Source organism: Streptococcus sp. HMSC066F01, assembly GCF_001837335.1.
Taxonomy (GTDB): domain Bacteria; phylum Bacillota; class Bacilli; order Lactobacillales; family Streptococcaceae; genus Streptococcus; species Streptococcus oralis_S.
On sequence record NZ_KV832073.1, the window covers coordinates 58,135 to 83,278 of the forward strand.

Sequence of the window (25,144 nt, forward strand, 5' to 3'; positions counted from 1 at the left end):
CTCACCATGCTCTTCTTATTTCTACTGCCGGCAATGGTTGGAGTTGTCATGGTAGGGGAGCCTCTTTATACAGTTTTTTACGGTAAGCCAGATAGTCTGGCCATGGGCTTATTTGTCTTTGCAGTTTTGCAGTCTACTATCCTAGGCTTGTATATGGTCTTGTCTCCTATGCTTCAGGCTATGTTCCGCAACCGCAAGGCAGTTCTTTACTTTATCTATGGTTCCATTGCTAAGCTCGTCTTGCAATTGCCAACCATTGCTATTTTCCACAGCTACGGTCCCCTGATTTCAACGACTATCGGCTTGATTATTCCAAATGTCCTGATGTACCGAGATATCTGCCAGGTAACGGGTGCTCGTCGAAAGATTATCTTGAAGCGAACCATTTTGATTACCATCTTAACACTTGTCATGTTTATCCTAGTTGGCTTCTTGCAGTGGCTACTCGGTTTTGTCTTCCAACCAAGTGGACGTTTCTGGAGTTTCCTTTATGTGGCTCTCATCGGAGGGCTTGGAGGAGGCCTTTATGGTTTGATGAGCCTACGGACACGACTCCTGGACAAGATAATCGGCAAAGCTCAAGCAGACAGACTACGTACACGATTGAAAATATCGTAAAAAGATTTATAAATAAAAGTAATAAATTTAACCTTTCTGTAATAGAAAGGTTTTTATACTACATTTTTCTTAAAAAAAGAGAACTTTTTCTAAAATCAAGAGCAAAAAATATGCTTTTTTAAGTTTTTCTTCAGAAATTACTTGACTAAATAAAACAAAAGCTGTATAATAAGACAAAACTTTTAAACAGGAGGTTCTGGAAATGAAAAAGTCTAAGGCCAAGTATCTGACACTTGCAAGTGTCGTGTTAAGCGCAGGTATCTTACTGAGCGCATGTGGAAATTCAAGTAGCGCTTCTAAAACATATAACTATGTTTATTCGAGCGATCCATCTAGTTTGAACTATCTTGCAGAAAACCGTGCAACAACTACCGACATCGTGACCAATTTGGTGGATGGGTTGATGGAAAATGACCAATACGGTAACTATGTTCCATCATTGGCAGAGGATTGGACTGTTTCTCAGGACGGTTTGACCTATACTTACAAATTGCGTAAGGATGCAAAATGGTATACTTATGAGGGTGAAGAATATGCCCCTGTAACGGCCCAAGACTTTGTGACAGGTTTGAAATATGCTGCTGATAAAAAATCCGAAGCCTTGTACTTGGTTCAAGACTCTGTAGCAGGTTTGGATGACTATATCAACGGGAAAACAACTGACTTTTCAACTGTCGGTGTTAAGGCGATTGACGACCAAACAGTTCAGTATACTTTGACACGTCCAGAACCTTATTGGAATTCTAAAACAACTTCAACCATTCTCTTCCCTGTCAATGCAGACTTCCTAAAATCAAAAGGGGATGATTTTGGTAAGGTAGATCCTTCTAGTATTTTGTATAGTGGACCTTTCTTGATGAAATCTTTTGTTTCAAAATCTGTTATCGAATACAAGAAAAATCCAAATTACTGGGATGCTAAAAATGTCTTTGTGGACGATGTGAAATTGACTTACTATGATGGTAGTGACCAAGATGCCCTAGCTCGTAACTTCGTAGAAGGAGTATACAGCTACGCGCTTCTCTATCCAAATAGCTCAAGCTTTGAAGGCATTAAAGAGAAGAACAAGGATAACATCATCTATAGTATGCAAAACGCAACTTCTTATTACTTGAACTTCAACTTGGACAGAAAATCTTATAACTTCACGTCTAAATCCTCAGATATTGAAAAGAAATCAACCCAAGAAGCAGTTCTGAATAAAAACTTCCGTCAAGCCTTCAACTATGCTTATAACCGTACAGCCTATGGAGCACAATCTCAAGGGGAGGACGGAGCAACAAAGATTATTCGTAACTTGGTTGTACCTCCAACATTTGTAAGTATCAACGGAAAAGACTTTGGTGATGTTGTTTCAGAAAAGATGGTCAACTATGGCCAAGAATGGCAAGGAATCAACTTTGCAGATGCGCAAGATCCATACTACAATCCTGACAAGGCTAAAGCTAAATTTGCAGAAGCTAAGAAAGAATTGGAAGCTAAGGGTGTGCAATTCCCAATCCACTTGGATGTAACAGTTGACCAATCAGCTAAAAAAGGTGTACTTGAAGCAAGTTCTTTGAAACAATCCATCGAATCTGTTCTAGGAGCTGAGAATGTGGTTATCGATATCCAACAATTATCAACAGATGACTTTGACAACTCTAGCTACCTAGCTCAAACTGCAGCTCAAAAAGACTTTGATATCTATAATGGCGGTTGGAGTGCTGACTACTTGGATCCATCAAGCTATCTTGATATCTTAAATGTCAATAACGGTGGTATATTGCAAAACATTGGTCTAGAACCAGGTGAGGTCAATGACAAGGCTAAGGCAGTTGGTCTGGATACTTACACTCAAATGTTAGAAGAAGCGAACAAGGAGCAAGAACCAGCGAAACGTTATGAAAAATATGCTGAAATTCAAGCTTGGCTCGTTGATAGCGCCCTTGCAATTCCAAACGTTTCTCAGGGTGGAACACCGACCTTGAGAAAGACAGTTCCATTCTCATCGCCATTCTCACAAGCTGGAAATAAGGGTGTCGAATCATACAAGTATCTCAAGTTACAAGATAAGACTGTAACGGCTGATGAGTATGAAAAAGCGAAAGAAAAATGGCTAAAAGAAAAAGAAGAATCAAATAAAAAAGCCCAAGAAGAACTGGCAAAACACGTTAAATAACCAGTCTATTCAACAGGAAAAACGATAGTTTCTCAAGGAACTATCGTTTTTATATAGTTTGAAACTATAGCTAGCTCTTGAAAACAAGAAAATGAGTTAGTGAAAATAAGTGGTACAATAGTTACTATAGATTTGGAGGTATTGTATGAGCAAAGAACTACACATCAACACAATTTTGGCCCAGGCGGGAATCAAGTCAGATAAGGCAACAGGTGCCTTGGTGACTCCACTTCATTTTTCAACAACTTATCAGCATCCAGAGTTCGGTCAGTCTACGGGATTTGACTATACCCGTACTAAAAACCCAACTCGTAGTAAGGCGGAGGAAGTCTTGGCGGCAATCGAATCAGCAGACTATGCCCTAGCGACAAGCTCAGGTATGGCTGCGATTGTACTAGCTTTTAGTGTTTTTCCAGTAGGAAGTAAAGTCTTGGCTGTTCGTGATCTGTATGGGGGTTCTTTCCGTTGGTTTAACCAAGTCGAGCAGGAAGGCCGTTTCCATTTTACCTATGCCAATACAGAAGAAGAGCTGATCGCAGAGTTAGAGAAAGATGTGGATGTTCTCTATATTGAAACACCAACTAATCCCTTGATGTTGGAATTTGATATTGCCAAACTAGCCAAACTAGCTCATGCCAAGGGTGCCAAGGTAGTGGTGGACAATACCTTCTACAGTCCGATTTACCAACGTCCGATTGAAGATGGTGCGGATATCGTTCTTCATTCAGCCACCAAGTATCTAGCAGGGCACAATGATGTCTTGGCTGGGGTAGTTGTGACTAATAGTTTAGAACTATATGAGCAACTGTTCTACAATTTGAATACGACTGGTGCGGTCTTGTCACCATTTGATAGTTATCAGTTGATTCGTGGTCTTAAAACTCTACCTCTTCGTATGGAACGTTCTACAGCCAATGCCCAAGAAGTGGTTGCTTTTTTGAAGGATTCACCTGCTGTCAAGGAAGTGCTCTATACAGGACGTGGAGGCATGATTTCCTTTAAAGTAGTGGATGAAAAACGTATTCCTCATATTTTAAATAGCCTCAAGGTCTTCTCATTTGCGGAAAGTTTGGGTGGGGTAGAGAGTCTGATCACCTATCCGACGACTCAAACCCATGCGGATATTCCAGCAGAAGTGCGCCATTCCTATGGCTTAACAGATGACCTCTTGCGCTTGTCAATCGGGATTGAAGATGCTAGAGATTTGATTGCGGACTTGCGCCAAGCTTTGGAAGGATAAGATAGATATGGGGAAATATGATTTTACAAGCCTGCCTAATCGTTTTGGGCACCATACCTATAAATGGAAAGAAGCAGAAGCTGATCGAGAAATTCTACCAGCCTGGATAGCGGATATGGACTTTGTGGTTTTGCCTGAGGTTCGACGAGCTGTACAAGCCTACGCAGATCAGTTGGTCTATGGCTATACCTATGCTAGCGATGCTTTGATTGAGTCGGTTCAGGACTGGGAAGCCAGTCAACACGGATATCACTTTGACAAGGAAGCTCTCGTCTTCATTGAGGGAGTGGTACCGGCCATCTCAACAGCCATTCAAGCCTTTACAAAAGAGGGAGAGGCTGTTCTGATTAACACACCGGTCTATCCTCCTTTTGCCCGCAGTGTCAAACTGAACAATCGCAGATTGATTACCAATTCTTTGGTGGAAAAGGATGGGTTGTTTGAGATTGACTTTGACCAGTTGGAGAAGGAATTGGTGGAAGAGGATGTGAAGCTTTATATCCTTTGCAATCCCCACAATCCTGGTGGACGTGTTTGGGAAAAGGAAGTGTTAGAAAAGATTGGGCATCTCTGCCAAAAACATGGTGTTTTGTTGGTTTCAGATGAGATTCACCAAGATTTGGCTCTCTTTGGTCACAAACACCAGTCTTTTAATACCATTGATCCAGACTTTAAAGACTTCGCCCTTATCTTGAGCAGTGCCACTAAGACCTTTAATATTGCTGGGACCAAGAATTCCTATGCAGTTATTGAAAATCCAAAGTTTCGTCTGGCTTTCCAAAAACGCCAGTTGGCCAATAACCAACATGAAATCTCAGGCTTGGGGTATTTGGCGACAGAAGCTGCCTACCGTTATGGTAAGGACTGGTTAGGAGAGTTAAAAGAAGTCATCGAGGACCACATTAACTATGTAGTGGATGTTTTGGGCAACGAAACCAAGATTAAGGTCATGAAACCGCAAGGAACTTACTTGATCTGGCTTGATTTTTCGGCCTATGACCTAACGGATGACCGCTTGCAAGAGCTTTTGAAGAATGAAGCCAAGGTTATCTTGAACCGAGGTTTGGACTTTGGGGAGGAAGGAGCTCTTCATGCCCGTCTTAATGTAGCTATGCCGAAGTCAGTACTGGAAGAGGTTTGCCAACGCATCGTGACCACTTTTGCTACACTTTAAAAATCGAGCCTTCTAGGAGAAAAGTCTTCCTAGAAGGCTATTTTCGTAGGGGAAAATGTGGTATAATGAAAAGATAAGATAAAGGGGTAACTATGGCTAAATTGATTCCGGGAAAGTTGCGCATGGAGGGGGTTGTACTCTATGAAACAGGCAACATTGAGATTATCAAGGAAAAAGGGAATCGCCTCTATACTCGTGTGGCGGGAGAAGACTTGCGCTACAGTTTAGAGGATGATCTGGTTTTTTGTGCTTGCGATTTTTTCCAAAAAAGAGGTTACTGTGTTCACCTCGCAGCGCTCGAGCATTATCTGAAGAACGACGAAGAAGGCCAGGTGATTTTACAATCCTTAGAAAAAGGACATGAAGAGCAAGAAGAGGTCGAAACCAAGGTTGGTTTTGGTGGTAGTTTTTTGGAGCGGATCCAACCTCAGAAGAGAGAGAAAATCTACACTTTGTCGGCTCAAGGCCAGATAGAAGCTGGAACCAATCGCCTCCTTTGGACTCTCCGAATCGGTTTAGTTGATAGTCAAAAATATTATGTCATTCGTGACATCCCTCTCTTTTTGAAGGTCTTAGTCCATCGAAAGCCATACATGATTGGGAAATACTATGAAAATGACTTGTCTTGGGAGTCTTTTGATACAGCTAGTCAAGATGTTCTTACTTTTTTATGTGGCTTGATTGAGGAGGGACTGAGTCAAGAGCTCTTTTTCCCTAATCAAGGTCGTCACCTCTTTTTCCCTCTGACCTTTTTTGAGCAGGGAGTGGGGTTATTGATGAACTTGGAAGATTTTCATTTTGAGCACCAGATTACTAGTTATGAAAATCTTCTCTTTCATGATTTAGATCCCGATGCAGAACTGTTCTCTTTTTCAGTGCAGGAGTATCCCGATTATTTTGAAATGGAGATTTCTGAAAGTGAGCGAGTCAACGTATTCTATGGAGGGGCAGTTCTCTTTCGTAAGGGGAATCTTTATCTCTTAAATCCTAAACAAATCAGCCTCCTAAAGGAAATCAAGGAGCTTCCTCAGGAGGAGAGAGGAAGAAAATGCCTCCAGTTTGACAACAGTGATCGCGACCGTCTGGCTGCCTGTCTGACTTTGTTTGGACAGCTGGGCACAGTTTCTGCTCCTGAGCGCTTGCAAATCAGACCCTTTTCACCAATCTTTTACTTTGATAGGGAGGATGACGGCCGCATCCGTTTGGATATCCAGTTTGACTATGGAGATGTTAAGGTGACTAGTCGTCAACAGCTGGAACAATTACTATTTTCAAGCGATGCCGTCTTGGAAGACCAACTATTTCAAGTCTGTTTAGGGGCTGGTTTTGAGGCTGATTTTCAGTCTTGGAGACAGGCTTTGAAGCCAGAGGCAGTTTATTCTTTCTTTCACCATACGATTCCAGCTTTTGAGAAGTTGGGCCAGGTTTTCTTGTCTGATGAGATGAATCAGCTCTACAGTGTTCAAGCTCCTCAGTTTCAGATTGAGTCCAAGGGAGGATTGTTGGAAATCCAATTTGATTTCCAAGGGATTGCCCAAGAAGAGATTGATCAAGCTCTCAAAGCCCTGACCAGCAATCAGGATTTCTATATCAGTTCTTCTGACCAAGTATACTTTTTTGATGAGGAAACCAAGCAGATTCGTCAAAATTTACAGGAACTGGGGGTTGAGCTAAAAGATGGTTCTTTTCAAGCGCGAAAATCTCTGGCTTATAGCCTTTCTCAGCTTTTTGAAGGTCGAGATCGGATCTCTTTCTCGGAAGAATTTCAGCATTTAGCTCATGATTTGACCCATCCAGAGGATTTTCCTTTGGGAGATATACGGGTGCAGGCGAGTTTGAGAGACTATCAGGAAAAGGGAGTCCGTTGGCTCCAGATGCTTCATCACTATGGCTTTGGTGGCATCCTGGCAGATGATATGGGACTGGGAAAAACACTGCAAACCATCGCTTTTTTGACCAGTCAGGTGACAGAAGATAGTCGGGTCTTGATTTTGGCTCCGTCAGGTTTGATCTACAATTGGGCAGATGAATTCAGGAAATTTGCCCCACAGTTGGATTTGGCTGTCGTTCATGGTTTGAAAGCGAATCGAGAAGCAATTCTTTCTGAAAATCACCAAATCTATGTGACTAGCTATGCCACCTTTCGTCAAGACAGCGAGCTTTATCAAGAGATGGCTTTTGATTTTCTCTTCTTAGATGAAGCCCAGGTCATGAAAAATGCCCAAACCAAGATTGCTCAGAGTTTGCGCCAGTTTGTGGTGCCGGCAGTTTTTGCTTTGTCAGGTACGCCCATCGAAAACCATTTAGGAGAGTTGTGGTCTATCTTTCAAATTGTGCTACCTGGGCTCTTGCCGAACAAGAAAGAGTTTATGAAATTACCGGCTGACCGAGTCGCGCAGTTTATCAAGCCTTTCGTCATGAGGCGTAAGAAAGAAGAAGTTCTTACAGAACTACCTGATCTGATTGAAGTCGTCTATAAAAATGAACTGGAAGACCAACAGAAGGCTATCTATCTAGCCCAGTTGCAACAGATGCGAGACCGCCTAGCGCAAGTGACAGATCAAGAATTCCAGAGAAGTCGGGTAGAAATCTTATCTGGACTCATGCGTTTGCGTCAAATCTGCGATACGCCAGCTCTCTTCATGGACGATTATCAGGGAGCTAGTGGTAAATTGGATAGTCTCCGAGATTTATTGCTACAAGTGGCTGATGGTGGGCATCGGGTCTTGATTTTCTCCCAGTTCAAAGGAATGTTGGAAAAAATCGAGAAAGAACTCCCAGACTTGGGCTTGACCTCCTTCAAAATCACAGGTTCAACTCCTGCTCATGACAGACAGGAGATGACTAAGGCCTTTAACCAAGGGGAGAGAGATGCCTTTCTCATCTCCCTTAAGGCGGGTGGTGTTGGTCTCAATCTAACGGGAGCTGATACGGTCATTTTAGTTGACCTTTGGTGGAATCCCGCTGTCGAAGCCCAGGCTATCGGAAGAGCTCACCGCATGGGGCAGGAGCAGATGGTCGAGGTCTATCGTTTGATTACCAAGGGGACCATTGAAGAAAAAATCCAAGAACTTCAAGAACAAAAGAAACATTTGGTTTCCCAAGTTTTAGATGGTACGGAGTCGCGTGCGAGTCTCAGTCTGGCAGAAATTCGTGAAATTTTGGGAATTTCTGAAGCCAGCACTTGAAAAATCAAGACAATACGCTATAATGAAGTGTTGAAAGGAAATACAAAATGAAACAAGATCGATTTCCATTGGTGTCAGATGATGAGATCATGCTGACCAAAATGCCAGTCATGGACTTGTACGATGAGTCAGACTTTATTAGCAATATCAAAGGTGATTACCGCGATAAGAACTATTTGGAATGGTCTCCTATCAATGAGGAAGAAACCGTAGTTTCTCCAGTGATTAACAAGGAGTCAAAGCCAAGTCCAGAACCTAAAAAAGTTGAAAAGACTTATGCAGAGTTGGCTCGAGAAGAGGCGCGTGCGGACTTGAAGAAGAAACGTTCAGCCAAGTATTTGACTCAGGATGTTAGTCATACCAGACGACACAATGGTTCAACACTTGTTCGTCAAGGAAACCAACCAACAGCACCATTTCAAAAGGAAAATCCAGGTGAGTTTGCCAAATTTAGTAAAAACTTGAGCCAGTCTCACTATATCTTAGCTGAGGAGGTTGGCCAAGTGGCGAATCCAACTCCGAAAACCCAAACGGAAAAAGCTAACAAGAACAACTATGATTTTCTAAAGAAGAGTCAAATCTATAATAAAAAGAATAAGCAAACAGAACAGGAACGTCAGGTTGCCCAAGAGTTGAATCTGACAAGAATTACTGAGTAGGGGAGAAAAGCATGTCAAAAACATATCATTTTATTGGAATCAAGGGATCAGGGATGAGTGCCCTAGCCTTGATGTTGCACCAAATGGGACACAAGGTTCAAGGTTCAGACGTTGAAAAATATTACTTTACTCAACGTGGACTAGAGCAGGCAGGGATTGCGATTCTTCCTTTTGATGAAAAGAACCTACAAGGTGATGTGGAGATTATCGCGGGGAATGCCTTTCGTCCAGACAACAATGTTGAAATCGCCTATGCGGATCAAAATGGTATCAGCTACAAACGTTACCATGAATTCCTAGGTAGCTTTATGCGCGACTTTGTCAGCATGGGAGTGGCAGGAGCTCATGGCAAAACTTCGACAACAGGTATGTTGTCACACGTCTTGTCTCACATCACAGATACCAGCTTCTTGATTGGTGACGGGACAGGTCGTGGTTCAGCTAACGCTAAATATTTTGTCTTTGAGTCAGACGAATATGAGCGCCATTTCATGCCTTACCACCCAGAATACTCTATCATCACCAACATTGACTTTGACCATCCAGACTACTTTACAAGTCTAGAGGATGTTTTCAATGCCTTTAACGACTATGCCAAACAAATTAGTAAAGGTTTGTTTGTTTACGGTGAGGATGCTGAGTTGCGTAAGATCACAGCCAATGCGCCAATCTATTACTATGGCTTTGAAGCTGAGGACAATGACTTTGTAGCTAGTGATCTCCTTCGTTCTACGACTGGTTCGACCTTCACCGTTCATTTCCGTGGTCAAGAATTGGGTCAATTCCACATTCCAACCTTTGGTCGTCACAATATCATGAATGCGACTGCTGTTATTGGTCTTCTTTACACAGCTGGATTTGACTTGAACTTGGTCCGTGAACACTTGAAAACATTTGCAGGTGTTAAGCGTCGTTTCACTGAAAAAATAGTCAATGATACAGTGATTATTGATGACTTTGCCCACCATCCAACAGAAATCATTGCAACCTTGGATGCGGCTCGTCAGAAATATCCAAGCAAGGAAATCGTGGCAATCTTCCAACCGCATACCTTTACAAGAACCATTGCCTTGTTGGACGAATTTGCCCATGCATTGAATCAAGCAGACGCCGTTTACCTAGCGCAAATCTATGGATCAGCTCGTGAGGTGGACCATGGTGATGTCAAGGTAGAAGACCTAGCTAATAAAATCAACAAGAAACATCAGGTTATCACTGTTGAAAATGTTTCTCCACTCCTAGACCATGACAATGCTGTTTACGTCTTTATGGGTGCAGGAGACATCCAAACCTATGAATATTCATTTGAACGTCTCTTGTCTAACTTGACAAGCAACGTCCAATAAGGAAAACAGATGGAAATTCCAATCACTATAAGGCAAGCTACCTTATCAGATTTAGAAGAAATGTTGGCGGTTGAAGAAGCCAATCCTTCATCAGAAGAGACCCTTAGCCGCCAATCCTTAGAAGAGAGTATCCGCAAGTCTGCGGGTACCTTTCTTGTAGCTGGGGATGAAAATCAGCTCGTGGGCTATATTTTAGGAGAAGCTCAGTCTATTCATCCCAAATGGGTAGAAATAAAATCATTGATCATTCATCCTGATCATTGGGGACAAGGGCTGGGAACTCTTCTTCTTGCAGCCTTGAAACAGATGACAGTCGAACTAAATCACCAAGGTATTCTTTTGCAAAGTCCTGATGAGTTGCTATCATATTTTGAAATGAATGGCTTTGTTGAAGAAGAAGTGACAGAGAGTCATTATGGCAGTGGTTCTGAATGGTATCTGATTTGGGAGAATCCTTTTTATCAGGAGGAAATATGAAAATCAGACAAGCAAGATTTTCGGATTTAGATCGGATTATAGAGATAGAGCTAGAGAATTTTTCCCTTGAGGAAGCCATTCCTCGTTCGGTCTTTGAGGCGCATTTGCAGGAAATTCAGACCAGTTTTCTGGTAGCTGAAAAAGAGGGGCGTATTCTTGGTTATATCGAAGGTCCAGTCGTCCCACACCGCCATCTCCAAGATCAGTCCTTTACAGAAAAAATAAAAGACTATAGCCATCAGCCTGGAGGTTATATTTCTGTGACATGCCTATCTATTGCCAAGGAAGCACAAGCTTTGGGGGTAGGGAAAAGACTATTAAAGGCTCTGAAAGAAGTCGCTTTAGAACATGAACGAGAGGGCATTAACTTGACATGTCATGACTACCTTATCGCCTATTATGAAAAACATGGCTTTGTTAATGAAGGAATATCTCAGTCAAGCTTTGCTGGGGAAACATGGTATGATATGGTCTGGCAGCCGAAAAATAAAGAAAACTAGCTAGGGAATGCCCTAGTTGGTTGCTTTTCTACGACTTTTAAGATATAATATTATGGATTGTCAACAAGGAGGTAATGCTTTTGACTGAAAAATCAAGAGAAGAAGAAAAATTAAGCTTTAAAGAGCAGATTCTACGTGATTTAGAAAGAGTAAAAGAACAAGATAGAAGAGAGAAAGAAGTAGAGATTCCAAATCTGACGGCTTCATCATCTCAAGCTAGTTCAGCAACTCCTTCAGATCTTGAACCAGAAACATCAACAGAAGAGTTGATGGCTGATTCCCTGTCTGTTGTCGATAAAATTCTAAAGAATGCACCAAGTGTTCCTCCACTTTCAAGTGCTAGAACTGATGAAACGGATGACCAAGAAGAGAAAGAGATTAGACAGCCAATCATCGACAAAATTGAAGTTGTAGAATCTGAAGAACCTCTAGTAGAGCCGATTCATCTGGCTGAAGAACCTGTAGTGGAACCCGTTCAACCTAAGGTAGAACCAGTTGAGCTTAAACCCGAAGAAAAAGAATTTAACGATACTCCGACTAAGGTTGCCGTAACCTATAAAACAGAAGACAAGAAAGAGGAAATCACTCCAGGAATGCCTGAAAGAGTTGAGCCTGTTTCTACAGAATCTAGCAGTGGATTAGCTGATGCTCCACGTCGTAGTCGTCGTCAAGGTGCAACATCAACTAAGAAAAAGAATAAATCAAAAGCTAAAGGTTGCCTAGTAACAGTTCTAGTTCTCCTAGTACTCGTTACAGTTGGTGGTTACTTTGGTTATGGTTACGTTCAAGATTCCTTGAAACCTGTGGATGCAAGCTCTAAGGATTACGTAACGGTTCAAATCCCAGACGGTGCAAATGTTCAAGAAATTGGAAGCACCTTGGAAAAATCTGGTTTGGTTAAACATGGACTGATCTTTAGCCTTTATGCTAAATACTATAGCCATGCTAACTTGAAGTCAGGTTATTACAACTTGAAGAAGAGTATGAGTACGGATGAGTTGATTCAAGAATTGCAAAAAGGTGGGACTCCTGAAGCTCAGGCACCTGTTCTTGCAAACTTGACCATTCCAGAAGGCTATACATTAGAGCAAATCGCTCAAACAGTAGGACAACTTCAAGGTGAATTTAAAGAACCTCTTACTGCGGATGCTTTCTTGGCAAAAGCTCAAGATGAGACCTTTATCTCACAATTAGTAGCCAAGTATCCAAACCTACTTGGAAGTCTTCCAACAAAAGACAGTGGCGTTCGTTATCGTCTTGAAGGCTACCTTTTCCCAGCAACCTATACGATCAAAGACAGCACAACTGTTGAAAGTTTGATTGATGACATGGTAGCTGCTATGGATAAGGCTATGTCACCATATTACGCTACGATCAAAGAAAAGAATCTGACAGTTAATGAATTGCTCAGCATTGCTTCTCTTGTCGAAAAAGAAGGTGCTAAGACGGAAGATCGCAAGAAAATCGCAGGTGTCTTCTATAACCGCTTGAATGCTGGTATGCCACTTCAAAGTAATATCGCTATCCTATATGCTCAAGGAAAACTTGGTCAAAAGATTAGTTTAGCAGATGACGCTGGAATTGATACAACGATTGATTCACCATACAATGTTTACACACACCTTGGCCTCATGCCTGGACCGGTTGATAGCCCAAGTTCGGATGCGATTGAAGCAAGTGTAAACCAGACAAAGAGTGAGTACTTGTACTTTGTAGCAAATGTTGAAGATGGTAAAGTATACTTTGCAACAACAAAAGAAGAACATGATCAAAACGTTGCAGAGCATATCAATAGCAAATTACCTCAAGCAAGTAGTTCAAACTAAAATTATGTGGTTTTCCACATAATTTTGTTTTAAAAAAGTAAATAGAAAAGAAAGTTAAAAGAATGGCAGAAAAAACTTACCCAATGACCCTTGAAGAAAAGGAAAAACTAGAAAAAGAATTAGAGGAGTTGAAACTCGTCCGTCGTCCCGAAGTCGTTGAGCGTATCAAGATTGCTCGTTCCTATGGAGACCTTTCAGAAAATAGTGAGTATGAAGCAGCGAAAGATGAACAAGCTTTTGTTGAAGGACAAATTTCAAGTCTAGAAACAAAAATTCGCTATGCTGAAATTGTTAATAGCGATGCAGTTGCCCAAGATGAGGTAGCAATCGGTAAAACAGTAACAATCCAAGAAGTCGGTGAAGACGAAGAAGAGGTCTACATCATCGTCGGTTCTGCAGGTGCAGATGCTTTTGCTGGTAAAGTATCAAATGAAAGTCCGATTGGCCGTGCTCTAATTGGCAAGAAGACTGGCGATACTGCAACGATTGAAACACCAGTTGGAAGCTATGATGTCAAAATCTTAAAGGTTGAGAAAACGGCCTAAATAGGATGAAAAAGGAGTAGTGAAGGTTTTGCCTTGCTCAACTCCTTTTTGGTTTTTTGGATAAAAAGGAGACTATATGAGTGAAAATAAGAAGAAAAACAAAATGGAGCGTGGTTTAACCAATCGCCATGTGCAGGTGATGGCTATTGCGGGAACAATCGGAACAGGACTTTTCCTAGGTGCTGGTCGCTCTATCAGCCTTACTGGACCTTCTATCATTCTGATTTATATGATCACAGGAGCCTTTATGTTTTTGATGATGAGGGCTGTTGGGGAGATGCTGTATCAGGATCCAGAACAGCATACCTTTATCAACTTTATCACCCGTCATTTGGGGAAAGGCTGGGGATATTTCTCAGTTTGGTCTTATTGGCTGTCAGTTGTCTTTATCGGTATGGCAGAAATCACTGCCATCTCAGACTATGTCCGCTTCTGGTTCCCTACCTGGCCTAGCTGGCTGATTCAGCTTGTCTTTTTAACGATTTTGGCTTTGGTCAATCTGATTGCGGTTAAGCTCTTTGGAGAAGTCGAGTTTTGGTTTGCTATGGTCAAGATTGTGGCGATTTTAGCCATGATTGCCACTGGGGTCTTTATGGTTTTGACAGGCTTTAAGACACCGCATGGTGTTGCAAGTTTGGCAAATATCAGCGACCAGTTCTCTCTTTTTCCAAACGGAGTTATGAACTTTGTCATGGCCTTTCAAATGGTATTTTTTGCCTATCTGATGATTGAGTTTATCGGGGTGACAACTTCTGAAACAAAGAACCCTCGTCAGGTCTTGCCCAAAGCTGTTAAGGAAATTCCTCTCAGAATTATCTTCTTCTACGGGGGAGCTCTCATTGCGATTATGGCCATTATTCCTTGGTCTTATCTTAATTCTTCAGATTCTCCATTTGTAACGGTCTTTGAACTGGCAGGGATCAAGTGGGCGGCGGCTCTAATCAACTTTGTTGTCTTGACCTCAGCAGCGTCTGCTCTTAACTCAACTCTCTACTCAACAGGGAGACACTTATATCAGATTGCCCATGATTCGCCCAATCGTTTCTTAAAGGCCATCAAGGTCGATACCCTTTCTCGCCACAATGTACCTCAAAATGCCATCATCGCCTCAGCGATCTTGATTGCTCTGGCTGCCTTTATCAACGTGCTACCAGGTGTTTCAGATGCCTTTGCTTTGATCACCGCATCCTCATCAGGTGTTTACATCGCGATTTATATCTTGATTATGGTGGCCCATCTCAAATACCGTAAGTCACAAGACTTCATGGCTGATGGCTACCTCATGCCTCAGTATCGCTTGCTTAATCCCCTAACCATTCTCTTTTTTGTCTTTGTTTTCGTGACTCTCTTTTTGCAAGAGTCTACCTTCATGGGGGCAGTTGGTTCTGCCATCTGGATCCTTGTTTTTGGGATTTATAGTCAGTGGAAATTTAGAAAATAAATCATGAACTCATCAACTCTGTTTGGTGAGTTTTTCTAGTTTGACAGTCCATCGAAATAAGACTATAATCAAGCTGTAGTAGTTTATTAGGAGGTTTGGATGCACGTTAGATTGGAAAATAAGGAATCGCTTAAAGCGCAAGAAATAGGGGATTTGATTCGTGCTTATAATCGTTCTAAAAGAGAAGAGGCTGAAAGCGAGCCACTGAACCTTTATGTTGAAGACGAAAAGGGCAATCTCATGGCGGGCTTAGTAGCTGAGACTTTCGGAAATTGGTTGGAAATCGAATATTTATTTGTGAAAGAGGAATTGAGGGGACAAGGAATTGGTTCAAAACTATTGGAGCGAGCAGAAAATGAAGCCAAGAATCGAAACTGTCGTTTTTCTTTCGTGAATACTTACCAGTTTCAAGCGCCAGATTTTTATCTAAGCCATGGCTACAAGGAAGTCTTTACCTTGCAAGACTATCCCTATACAGGACAAAGATACTATTACCAAAAGGATTTGTGACCTAGACTTCTATCTTTTGAAGAGGAGCTTAGCTGAGTATCAAATAAGAACGAATACTCTTTATCATGTAAGATGATAGAGAGTTTTTTGTTAATAAAATCTTACAAAATGACATTTATATATTGCATTAAGTTAGATATATGGTATAATGTTTTTAAAAGAAGCGCAACTTTTTAAAAATGTGAAGGAGGATGCTAGTGGCTAAAAATTTAAAGTTAAAGCTAGCTCGGGTGGAGCGTGATATGACACAAGGTGATTTGGCAGAGGCTGTGGGTGTTACTAGGCAGACTATAGGCTTGATAGAAGCAGGGAAATACAATCCTAGTCTCTCCCTTTGCCAGTCCATTTGCAGATGCTTAGGCAAAACATTAGACCAACTATTTTGGGAGGAAGAAGATGAAAAATAGATTTTTTTATTATCAATTACTAGACGAAAGAGAAGAACAACTGATCAACAAAGCAGGGGCAGAGTCTTTTTATGTGTTTATCGGGCTCATTATGCTAAGTTATTTGGTGGCAGTATTAGCACCTGCTCTTTTTAATCCTAATATTCTTCTGGTTACCCTTCTTTTAGGAATTTTCTTCTTTTTCAATCGTGCACGACAACTTGGAGTGACCTACTATAGTCGTTTTCATTTTACGATTGGAGGGTGTTTGCTGGTAACTCTCGCTATTACGACTCTCTTGATGTTGGAGAATTATCAATTCAATATCGAAATTTATCAGCACAATCCTCTGAACCTTAAATATTTGTCTGCTTGGGTCATTACTTATCTGATTTACCTTCCTTGGGTTTTTATCGGCAATCTCGGCCTTAAAAGTTATGGCGAATGGGCTCAAAAAAAGTTTGAGCAAGATATGGATGAACTGGAGAATGGAGAATAGCTTGTTAGCTTTTTATCAATCTCGGTAAAATGTGTTATAATAGTACTAATTTATCGGACGGTGTGAAAGTGGTAGAATACGTTCATACCTTTGTAAAGTAGGAAGAAGGAAAACAGATGTATCCAGATGATAGTTTGACATTGCACACGGACTTGTACCAGATTAACATGATGCAAGTTTACTTTGACCAAGGAATTCACAATAAAAAGGCGGTCTTTGAAGTTTATTTCCGTCAGCAACCTTTTCAGAACGGTTATGCAGTTTTTGCTGGTTTGGAAAGAATTGTACATTATCTTAAAGACTTGCGCTTTTCAGATAGCGATATTGCCTACTTGGAGTCGCTTGGCTATCATGGGGCATTCTTAGACTACCTCCGCAATCTCAAGTTGGAGTTGACGGTTCGTTCTGCCCAAGAAGGGGACTTGGTTTTTGCTAATGAGCCAATTGTTCAAGTTGAAGGCCCTCTAGCCCAATGCCAGTTGGTCGAAACGGCTCTCTTGAACATCGTTAACTTTCAAACCTTGATAGCGACCAAGGCAGCACGTATTCGTTCGGTCATTGAAGATGAGCCTTTGATGGAGTTCGGGACACGTCGTGCGCAAGAAATGGATGCGGCTATTTGGGGAACACGCGCAGCTGTGATTGGTGGCGCTAATGGAACCAGCAATGTGCGTGCCGGGAAGCTCTTTGGTATTCCAGTCTTGGGGACTCATGCCCATGCCTTGGTACAGGTTTATGGAAACGACTATGAAGCCTTCAAGGCCTATGCTTCAACCCATCGTGACTGTGTCTTTCTAGTAGATACTTATGATACGTTGCGTATCGGTGTGCCAGCTGCCATTCAGGTAGCGCGTGAGTTGGGTGATAAGATCAATTTTAAAGGCGTTCGTATCGACTCTGGGGATATTGCCTACATTTCCAAGAAAGTTCGCCAACAGTTAGATGAGGCTGGATATCCAGATGCCAAAATTTACGCTTCCAATGACCTCGATGAAAATACCATCCTTAACCTCAAAATGCAACACGCTAAGATTGACGTTTGGGGGGTGGGTACCAAGCTGATTACAGCCTATGACCAGCCAGCCCTTGGAGCGGTTTATAAGATTGTGGCTATTGAAGATGAAAATGGTCAGATGCGCAATACCATCAAACTGTCTAATAATGCTGAAAAAGTGTCAACGCCAGGTAAGAAGCAGGTATGGCGCATTACCAGTCGTGAAAAAGGCAAGTCAGAAGGTGATTACATTACTTATGATGGTGTGGATGTGAGCGGTATGACAGAAATCAAGATGTTCCATCCAACTTATACCTACATCAAAAAGACCGTTCGTAATTTTGATGCCGTTCCTCTCTTGGTGGATATTTTCAAAGCAGGAACATTAGTTTACAACTTGCCTAGTTTGACTGAGATTCAGGCCTATGCTCGCAAGGAATTTGACAAGCTTTGGGATGAGTATAAACGGGTACTCAATCCGCAACATTACCCAGTAGACTTGGCGCGTGATATTTGGCAGGACAAAATGGACTTGATTGATAAGATGCGCAAGGAAGCTCTTGGTGAAGGAGAAGAAGAATGAGTTTGCAAGAGACCATTATCCAGCAACTGGGCGTCAAACCAGTGATTGATGCCCAGGAAGAAATTCGTCGTTCGATTGATTTCTTAAAGAGATACTTGAAAAAACACCCTTTCCTTAAAACCTTTGTACTAGGGATTTCTGGGGGTCAGGACTCAACCTTGGCAGGGCGCTTAGCACAATTAGCGATGGAAGAAATGCGAGCAGAGACAGGAGATGACAGCTACCAATTTATCGCTGTCCGCCTGCCATACGGCGTGCAAGCTGATGAAGCAGATGCTCAAAAAGCTCTTGCTTTCATCCAGCCAGATGTCAGCTTGGTTGTGAATATCAAGGAATCAGCTGATGCTATGACAGCAGCAGTTGAAGCGACAGGAAGTCCTGTTTCAGACTTTTACAAGGGAAATATCAAGGCTCGTAGTCGTATGATTGCTCAATATGCCCTTGCGGGTGCCCATAGCGGAGCGGTCATTGGAACAGACCATGCTGCGGAAAATATCACAGGCTTTTTTACCAAGTTTGGTGACGGTGGTGCAGACATTCTCCCACTTTATCGCCTCAATAAACGCCAAGGAAAGCAACTCTTGAAGGAGCTTGGTGCAGACCCAGCCCTTTATGAAAAAATCCCAACAGCAGATTTGGAAGAAGACAAACCAGGTATTGCAGACGAAGTCGCTCTCGGAGTCACTTATGAAGAGATTGATGACTACCTAGAAGGAAAAACAATCAGCCCAGAAGCCCAGGCGACTATAGAAAACTGGTGGTACAAAGGCCAACACAAACGCCACCTACCAATCACCGTCTTTGATGACTTTTGGGAGTGAAAACCTCCAGTGGAGGTTTTCAGCCCGAGTCTAGAAACGGGAAAACGAGGAACCTCCTGTGGACCTTTTTACCCTGAGCCTAGAAATGAGAAAGCAAGGAAGGTCCTGTGGACCTTTTTACCCTGAACCTAGAAATGGGAAAGCGAAGAAGGTCCTGTGGACCTTTTTAGCTTCTTGCCTTGAAACTCGAGAGCAAGAATAATCTCCAGTGGAGGTTTTTAGCCTCTCACCTTGAAATAAAAAAGTGAGAGTTAGTCCTGTGGACCTTTTTACCCTGAGCCTAGAAACGGGAAAACGAGGCAGATTCGGTAACTCGTAGAGTTCGATTTTCCTTGTCTCACCCCCGCAACGATGACTAGGTTTGAAAAAGCTTGGTAAAGCGCATTTCAAACCAGACAGCGACTGCGTCAAGTAACTAGATGAAAAACTTGTTTTCTAGCTGTTACTAAGTATAGTCTTTTTACCTTGAGCCTTAAGCTTAGAAAGCGAGGTAACGTTATGAAAGCAATCGGTACTCAAATGTTAGAGACGAAACGTTTAATCTTGAGAAGATTTGTGGAGAGTGATGCGGAAGCCATGTTTCAAAATTGGGCCTCGTCTGCTGAGAATCTGACCTATGTCACCTGGGATCCTCATCCTGATGTTGAGGTGACTCGGAACTCGATTCGAAATTGGGTTGCATCCTATACCAATCCCAACTATTACAAATGGGCCATTTGTCTCAAAGAGAACCCAGAGCATGTGATAGGAGATATCAGCATCATTGAAATGCACGAGGAAGATTTAAGTTGTGAAATTGGGTATGTTTTAGGAAAAAACTTTTGGGGCCGAGGTATGATGACAGAGGCCTTGAAAGCTGTGTTAGACTTTTGTTTTACCCAAGCAGGCTTTCAAAAGGTCAGAGCTCGTTATGCCAGTCTCAATCCAGCTTCAGGCCGTGTTATGGAAAAAGCGGGAATGTCTTATCTAAAAACCATTGACAATGGTGTGGAGAGAAAAGACTACGTTGCGGATCTTATTTATTACCAGATAAGTAGGGAAGATAGGTGATTTTCTTTTCTGTATCTACCAAAGTCAGACCTTGTCTGGTTTTTTTTGTGCCAGATTTTTGAATAAACTGATTAAATTCCTATTTTTCCCTATCATTGTCCCTGTTTTTTCTTAGAGTTGGGAATTATAATAGACTTATCAAATCAAAGAATGGAGGAAGGCAATGGACAATGTAATCTTTTTTATCAGTGTTTTTCTTGCTGGAATTCTTTCCTTCTTTTCTCCTTGCATCTTACCCTTGTTGCCAGTCTATGCAGGGGTCTTGTTGGATGATAAGAATGATGCTCAGGCTTCCAGCGGAAAATTTTCAATCTCAGTTGTTAGTTTATTGCGAACTTTGGCCTTTATAGCGGGGATTTCTTTTATCTTTATCTTACTGGGTTATGGAGCTGGTTTTTTAGGCAATTTGCTGTATGCTTCTTGGTTTCAGTATGTGACGGGTGCGGTTATCATTCTCTTGGGCTTGCACCAGATGGAAGTCTTACATTTCCAAGGACTTTACAAGGAAAGAAGGCTACAATTAAAGAGACAGGGGCAAAAGGGTAACGGCTATAGTCAGGCATTTTTACTGGGGTTAACCTTTAGTTTTGCTTGGACGCCATGTGTGGGGCCAGTTCTGGGCTCTGTTTTGGCCTTAGCGGCTTCAGGTGGCTCAGGTGCTTGGCAGGGAGCTGGTCTCATGTTGGTTTACACGCTGGGTTTGGCGCTACCATTTTTAGTTCTAGCTCTCGCCTCCAGCTATGTTTTGAAACATTTCCGAAAACTGCATCCTTACCTCGGAATCCTCAAAAAAGTGGGTGGTTTCCTCATTATCGTGATGGGAATCTTGGTGCTTTTGGGAAATGCTTCCATTTTGACTACATTATTTGAATAGAGAGGAAAAAGAAATGAAAAAATGGCAAACATGTCTCCTTGGAGTAGGCTCAATTTGTTGCTTGGCAGCCTGTTCGGCTAAAAACATGGCAGACGAGTCTACTATGAAGGAGCAATCCAAAACAGAACAAGTTAGTTCACAAACTGCGACTAAAGGTCAGGAAGTCGCTGATTTTGAACTGACAGGTGTAGATGGCAAGACCTATCGTTTGTCTGATTACAAGGGCAAGAAAGTCTATCTCAAATTCTGGGCTTCTTGGTGTTCCATCTGTCTAGCCAGCCTTCCAGATACGGATGAAATTGCTAAGGATGCTGGTGATGACTATGTAGTTTTGACAGTGGTCTCTCCTGGACACAAAGGTGAACAAGCAGAAGCGGACTTTAAGAATTGGTACAAGGGATTGGATTATAAAAATTTTCCAGTTCTAATTGATCCATCAGGCAAACTTTTGGAAAGTTATGGTGTCCGTTCTTACCCGACTCAAGCCTTTATAGACAAGGAAGGCAAGATGGTCAAAACACAACCAGGTTTTATGGATAAGGATATGATTTTAAAAGAATTGAAAGAAATGGGGTAGAGAAAGGCTATGAATGATAAAGTAAAACTTTTTGTCTTGGCAGGGATCATTCTCCTAGCCATAACCGGTTTCTATTTCCTATTGATGCGAAATGCAGGGCAGACAGATAGCTCGCAAATTGAGAAAGCATCCGTTAGCCAAGGAGGAAAAACAGTGAAAAAAACAGAAGTGAGTAAAGACGCAGACTTGCACGAAATTTATCTAGCTGGGGGATGTTTCTGGGGAGTGGAGGAATACTTCTCACGCGTGCCTGGAGTAACCGATGCCGTTTCAGGCTATGCAAATGGTAGAGGGGAAACAACCAAGTACGAATTGATTAACCAAACAGGACATGCGGAGACTGTCCATGTCACCTATGACGCCAATCAAATTTCCCTCAAGGAAATTCTGCTTCATTACTTCCGCATTATCAATCCAACAAGCAAAAATAAACAAGGAAATGATGTGGGTACCCAGTATCGTACCGGTGTTTATTACACAGATGACAAGGATTTGGAGGTAATAAACCAAGTCTTTGATGAGGTGGCTAAGAAATACGATCAACCTCTGGCAGTTGAAAAGGAAAACTTGAAGAATTTTGTGGTGGCGGAAGATTATCACCAAGACTACCTCAAGAAAAATCCAAATGGCTACTGCCATATCAATGTTAATCAGGCTGCCTACCCCGTCATCGATGCCAGCAAATATCCTAAACCAAGTGATGAGGAATTGAAAAAGACCTTGTCACCTGAGGAGTATGCAGTTACCCAGAAAAATCAAACAGAACGAGCTTTTTCAAACCGCTACTGGGATAAATTCGAATCTGGTATCTATGTGGATGTGGCAACTGGCGAACCGCTCTTTTCATCAAAAGACAAGTTTGAGTCTGGTTGTGGCTGGCCTAGTTTCACCCAACCCATCAGCCCAGATGTTGCTACCTACAAAGAAGATAAGTCTTACAATATGACACGCATGGAAGTGCGGAGCCGAGTTGGAGATTCTCACCTTGGCCATGTCTTTACGGACGGTCCAGAGGACAAGGGGGGCTTGCGCTACTGTATCAATAGTCTTTCTATCCGCTTTATTCCCAAAGACCAAATGGCAGAAAAAGGCTACGCTTATTTACTAGATTATGTAGATTAAGAAGTCTTTCCTAAGCAGTTAGAGGAGAATTTTGCTATACTGATACTAGTAAGTGACAAAGGAGCAGAGCATGACCTACACAATCTTAATCGTAGAGGATGAATATCTAGTAAGACAAGGATTGACCAAGCTGGTCAATGTAGCAGCCTACGATATGGAAATCATCGGTCAGGCTGAAAATGGAAGACAGGCTTGGGACTTAATTCAAAAGCAGGTGCCAGATATCATTTTAACCGATATCAACATGCCTCAGCTAAATGGCATCCAGTTGGCCAGTCTGGTCCGAGAAACTTATCCTCAGGTTCACCTAGTTTTTTTGACAGGTTACGATGATTTTGATTATGCCTTGTCTGCCGTCAAACTCGGTGTAGATGACTACCTGCTCAAGCCCTTTTCTCGTCAGGATATTGAGGAAATGTTGGGGAAAATCAAGCAAAAACTAGACAAGGAAGAAAAGGAAGAGCAGTTACAAGATTTATTGACTGATAAGTTTGAGGGAAATATTGCTCAGAAGATCCAGTCTCATCTGGCTGATAGTCAATTTAGTTTAAAGTCTTTGGCCAGTGACCTAGGTTTTAGTCCGACTTATTTGAGTTCCTTGATTAAGAAAGAGTTGGGCCTGCCTTTTCAGGATTATTTGGTGCGAGAACGTGTCAAACAAGCCAAGCTTTTGCTCTTGACAACGGATTTAAAGATTTATGAGATAGCCGAAAAGGTTGGTTTTGAAGATATGAACTACTTTACCCAACGTTTTAAACAGATTGCAAGTGTGACACCTCGTCAGTTTAAGAAAGGGGAAGGTCGATGAAGCGTTCTTCTCTCCTAGTCAGAATGGTTATTTCCATCTTTCTGGTCTTTCTCATTCTCCTAGCTGTGGTTGGGACTTTCTATTATCAATCTAGTTCATCAGCCATTGAGGCCACTATTGAGGGCAATAGCCAAACGACCATCAGCCAAACTAGCCACTTTATTCAGTATTATATCAAAAAATTAGAAACCACCTCGACCAGTTTGACCCAGCAGAAGGATGTCCTAGCCTATGCTGAGAATCCTAACCAAGACCAAGTCAAGGGAATCCGAGATCTGTTTTTGACTATCTTAAAGGCAGACCAGGACTTGAAAACGGTGGTACTGGTCACCAAATCCGGTCAGGTTATTTCTACAGATGATAGTGTGCAGATGAAAACTTCCTCAGATATGATGGCTGAGGATTGGTACCAAAAGGCCATTCATCAGGGAGCTAAGCCAGTTTTAACCCCAGCTCGTAAATCAGATAGTCAATGGGTCATTTCTGTTACTCAGGAACTTGTTGATGAAAAGGGAGCCAATCTTGGTGTGCTTCGTTTGGATATTTCCTACGAAACTCTGGAATCCTATCTCAACCAACTTCAGTTGGGCCAGCAGGGCTTTGCCTTTATCATCAATGAAAACCATGAATTTGTCTACCATCCTAAACGTACTGTCTATAGCTCAGCGAGTGAAATGGAGGCCATGAAACCCTACATCGAGACGGGGCAGGGCTATACGCTAGACCATCAATCCTACGTCAGTCAGGAAAAGATTGCAGGAACTGATTGGACGGTGATAGGCGTGTCTTCGTTGGAGAAGTTAGACCAGGTTCGGAGTCAACTCATGTGGACCTTGCTTGGTGCTAGTGCCTTATCTCTTCTTGCCTGTCTCTGCTTGGTGTGGTTCAGTCTCAAACGCTGGATTGCCCCTTTGAAGGATTTGAGAGAAACCATGCTGGAAATTGCTTCTGGTACACAAAATCTTCGTGCTAAGGAAGCTGGTGCCTATGAACTGAGAGAAGTGACTCGCCAGTTTAATGCCATGTTAGATCAGATTGATCAGCTGATGGCTGATGTGCGCAGGCAGGAAGAAGCGACACGGCAGTATGAACTTCAAGCACTGTCGAGCCAGATTAACCCCCACTTTCTCTATAACACCTTGGACACTATCATCTGGATGGCTGAATTTCAGGATAGTCAGCGAGTGGTTCAGGTGACCAAGTCCTTGGCAACCTATTTCCGCTTGGCGCTCAATCAAGGCAAGGATTTGATTTCTCTTTCTGATGAAATCAATCATGTCCGCCAGTACCTCTTTATCCAGAAACAACGCTATGGTGATAAGCTGGAGTATGAGATTGCTGAAGAACCTGACTTTGATAATTTAGTCTTGCCTAAACTGGTTTTGCAACCTCTTGTAGAAAACGCTCTTTACCATGGTATTAAGGAGAAGGAAGGACAGGGACATATTAAAGTTTCTGTTCAGAAACAGGATACAGGGCTTGTCATCCGCATTGAGGATGATGGTGTTGGTTTCCAAGCTGCTGGCGATAGTAGTCAAAGTCAGCTCAAACGTGGGGGAGTTGGCCTTCAAAATGTCGACCAACGACTCAAACTTCATTTTGGAGACAATTACCAGATGAAGATCAATTCTGCACCCGAAAAAGGGACGACAGTTGAAATATACATTAATAAAATAGCAATTAGCTAACTCCCAGTCTATTCTGGGAGTTTTACTTTTAAAAATCAGAATGATTAGTTGGCCTTG

23 protein-coding genes are annotated in these 25,144 nt (G+C 42.1%); all 23 read left to right on the forward strand.

The annotated features are described in order from the left end of the window. Window positions 1–618 (forward strand): MATE family efflux transporter (locus HMPREF2655_RS01705; protein ID WP_180364307.1); only part of this gene is annotated, 618 nt, incomplete at its 5' end. 202 nt (window positions 619–820) lie between these two features. Continuing rightward, entirely contained in the window at window positions 821–2,779 is a 1,959-nt protein-coding gene (locus HMPREF2655_RS01710; RefSeq protein WP_000748541.1) for a peptide ABC transporter substrate-binding protein, read from the forward strand. A gap of 145 nt (window positions 2,780–2,924) precedes the next feature. After that, window positions 2,925–4,019 (forward strand): cystathionine gamma-synthase, encoded by a 1,095-nt coding sequence (locus tag HMPREF2655_RS01715; RefSeq protein WP_049550524.1) that lies wholly within the window; start codon window positions 2,925–2,927, stop codon window positions 4,017–4,019. Between the two features lie 7 nt (window positions 4,020–4,026). Further along, window positions 4,027–5,193, forward strand: coding sequence for a MalY/PatB family protein (locus HMPREF2655_RS01720; protein ID WP_070837314.1), 1,167 nt, complete (start codon window positions 4,027–4,029; stop codon window positions 5,191–5,193). 92 nt (window positions 5,194–5,285) lie between these two features. Beyond that, a complete protein-coding gene (locus HMPREF2655_RS01725; RefSeq protein WP_070837316.1) occupies window positions 5,286–8,381 on the forward strand; it encodes a pilus expression-regulating Snf2 family helicase in 3,096 nt (1,031 codons plus the stop codon). A 47-nt stretch (window positions 8,382–8,428) separates the two neighbouring features. Beyond that, window positions 8,429–9,040: a divisome accessory protein ZapJ gene (locus HMPREF2655_RS01730; RefSeq protein WP_049478910.1), complete on the forward strand. Its 612-nt coding sequence runs from the start codon at window positions 8,429–8,431 to the stop codon at window positions 9,038–9,040. Window positions 9,041–9,051: 11 nt separating this feature from the next. Beyond that, window positions 9,052–10,386, forward strand: coding sequence for a UDP-N-acetylmuramate--L-alanine ligase (murC, locus tag HMPREF2655_RS01735; RefSeq protein WP_049478909.1), 1,335 nt, complete (start codon window positions 9,052–9,054; stop codon window positions 10,384–10,386). A gap of 9 nt (window positions 10,387–10,395) precedes the next feature. After that, window positions 10,396–10,863 (forward strand): GNAT family N-acetyltransferase, encoded by a 468-nt coding sequence (locus HMPREF2655_RS01740; protein ID WP_070837318.1) that lies wholly within the window; start codon window positions 10,396–10,398, stop codon window positions 10,861–10,863. Further along, window positions 10,860–11,363 (forward strand): GNAT family N-acetyltransferase, encoded by a 504-nt coding sequence (locus HMPREF2655_RS01745; protein ID WP_070837320.1) that lies wholly within the window; start codon window positions 10,860–10,862, stop codon window positions 11,361–11,363. The genes HMPREF2655_RS01740 and HMPREF2655_RS01745 overlap by 4 nt, the downstream gene beginning before the upstream one ends. A 74-nt stretch (window positions 11,364–11,437) precedes the next feature. Beyond that, window positions 11,438–13,189 (forward strand): endolytic transglycosylase MltG, encoded by a 1,752-nt coding sequence (gene mltG / locus HMPREF2655_RS01750; RefSeq protein WP_083321210.1) that lies wholly within the window; start codon window positions 11,438–11,440, stop codon window positions 13,187–13,189. A gap of 62 nt (window positions 13,190–13,251) precedes the next feature. Continuing rightward, window positions 13,252–13,734: a transcription elongation factor GreA gene (gene greA / locus HMPREF2655_RS01755; RefSeq protein ID WP_000818765.1), complete on the forward strand. Its 483-nt coding sequence runs from the start codon at window positions 13,252–13,254 to the stop codon at window positions 13,732–13,734. A gap of 76 nt (window positions 13,735–13,810) precedes the next feature. Next, window positions 13,811–15,175, forward strand: coding sequence for an amino acid permease (locus HMPREF2655_RS01760; protein ID WP_042902072.1), 1,365 nt, complete (start codon window positions 13,811–13,813; stop codon window positions 15,173–15,175). Window positions 15,176–15,274: 99 nt separating this feature from the next. Next, window positions 15,275–15,685 carry a GNAT family N-acetyltransferase gene (locus HMPREF2655_RS01765; protein ID WP_000558478.1) on the forward strand — a complete coding sequence of 137 codons (411 nt, stop codon included), beginning with the start codon at window positions 15,275–15,277 and terminating at the stop codon, window positions 15,683–15,685. Window positions 15,686–15,882: 197 nt separating this feature from the next. Then, window positions 15,883–16,092, forward strand: coding sequence for a helix-turn-helix transcriptional regulator (locus tag HMPREF2655_RS01770; protein WP_070837358.1), 210 nt, complete (start codon window positions 15,883–15,885; stop codon window positions 16,090–16,092). After that, the gene (locus HMPREF2655_RS01775; protein WP_070837322.1) at window positions 16,082–16,570 is read left to right on the forward strand and encodes a DUF6773 family protein; all 489 of its coding nucleotides are present in this window, start codon (window positions 16,082–16,084) and stop codon (window positions 16,568–16,570) included. Before HMPREF2655_RS01770 ends, HMPREF2655_RS01775 begins: the two co-directional genes overlap by 11 nt. 116 nt (window positions 16,571–16,686) lie before the next feature. Continuing rightward, on the forward strand, window positions 16,687–18,147 hold the full coding sequence (locus tag HMPREF2655_RS01780) for a nicotinate phosphoribosyltransferase (protein WP_070837324.1): 1,461 nt from the start codon (window positions 16,687–16,689) through the stop codon (window positions 18,145–18,147). Continuing rightward, window positions 18,144–18,968, forward strand: a complete 825-nt coding sequence (nadE, locus tag HMPREF2655_RS01785) for an ammonia-dependent NAD(+) synthetase (RefSeq protein ID WP_070837326.1) — start codon at window positions 18,144–18,146, stop codon at window positions 18,966–18,968. The genes HMPREF2655_RS01780 and nadE overlap by 4 nt, the downstream gene beginning before the upstream one ends. 498 nt (window positions 18,969–19,466) lie before the next feature. Continuing rightward, entirely contained in the window at window positions 19,467–20,018 is a 552-nt protein-coding gene (locus HMPREF2655_RS01790; protein ID WP_070837328.1) for a GNAT family N-acetyltransferase, read from the forward strand. Between the two features lie 163 nt (window positions 20,019–20,181). Continuing rightward, window positions 20,182–20,892: a thiol-disulfide oxidoreductase-associated membrane protein CcdA2 gene (gene ccdA2 / locus HMPREF2655_RS01795; RefSeq protein WP_070837330.1), complete on the forward strand. Its 711-nt coding sequence runs from the start codon at window positions 20,182–20,184 to the stop codon at window positions 20,890–20,892. Between the two features lie 13 nt (window positions 20,893–20,905). After that, entirely contained in the window at window positions 20,906–21,469 is a 564-nt protein-coding gene (locus HMPREF2655_RS01800; RefSeq protein ID WP_070837332.1) for a redoxin family protein, read from the forward strand. Window positions 21,470–21,478: 9 nt separating this feature from the next. Beyond that, window positions 21,479–22,591, forward strand: coding sequence for a peptide-methionine (R)-S-oxide reductase MsrB (gene msrB / locus HMPREF2655_RS01805; RefSeq protein WP_070837334.1), 1,113 nt, complete (start codon window positions 21,479–21,481; stop codon window positions 22,589–22,591). Window positions 22,592–22,661: 70 nt separating this feature from the next. Further along, a complete protein-coding gene (locus HMPREF2655_RS01810) occupies window positions 22,662–23,399 on the forward strand; it encodes a response regulator transcription factor (protein WP_070837336.1) in 738 nt (245 codons plus the stop codon). Beyond that, a complete protein-coding gene (locus HMPREF2655_RS01815; RefSeq protein ID WP_070837338.1) occupies window positions 23,396–25,087 on the forward strand; it encodes a cache domain-containing sensor histidine kinase in 1,692 nt (563 codons plus the stop codon). The genes HMPREF2655_RS01810 and HMPREF2655_RS01815 overlap by 4 nt, the downstream gene beginning before the upstream one ends. Window positions 25,088–25,144 lie beyond the last annotated feature (57 nt).